Below are 456 nucleotides of genomic sequence, written 5' to 3'. Positions count from 1 at the left end.
CCACTTACACCAAAGCTATTATCTCCACCTGCTGCTAGAGATAAAGCATCTATGCTTCCTACATTAGCATTTATGTTACTAATGTGGCCTCCTTCTGCAAAGCTAGTAGAAGATAAGCTTACGCCATCTCCACCATTACCACCTGCTTGTGGACCACCTGCTGCAGTTTCTTCTAGGGCATTAAGATCTGTTCCTTTTAAGATGGCTTGTTGTAAAGCTGAGATATCAGCTACTGTTTCGTTATTATTAGAGTCTTGGTCTAGAGTTAGAGTATCTTTACCTATTAAAGTTATATCTTTACCATCAGTTTGAGTTATTGTTACTTTAGAGTTAGAACCCTCTGTAACTATCTTTTCACCTTGGTATACAATATCTCCTACACTTAATTGTCTTACCTCTCCTGTTAAGTCATTAAGTGCTCTTGCTATTCCTCCGTTTACGCTTTTAACTACTCCG

General features: G+C 38.6%; 1 protein-coding gene. It reads right to left on the bottom strand.

What is annotated here, in order from left to right:
• Nucleotides 1-456 (bottom strand): retention module-containing protein (locus CYP54_RS06550; RefSeq protein ID WP_141108515.1); only part of this gene is annotated, 456 nt, incomplete at both ends.

This window comes from Campylobacter concisus (assembly GCF_002914005.1).
Taxonomy (GTDB): Bacteria; Campylobacterota; Campylobacteria; order Campylobacterales; family Campylobacteraceae; genus Campylobacter_A; species Campylobacter_A concisus_N.
The sequence above is the reverse complement of the archived record's forward strand: the minus strand, read 5'-3'. Positions and strand labels throughout refer to the sequence as shown.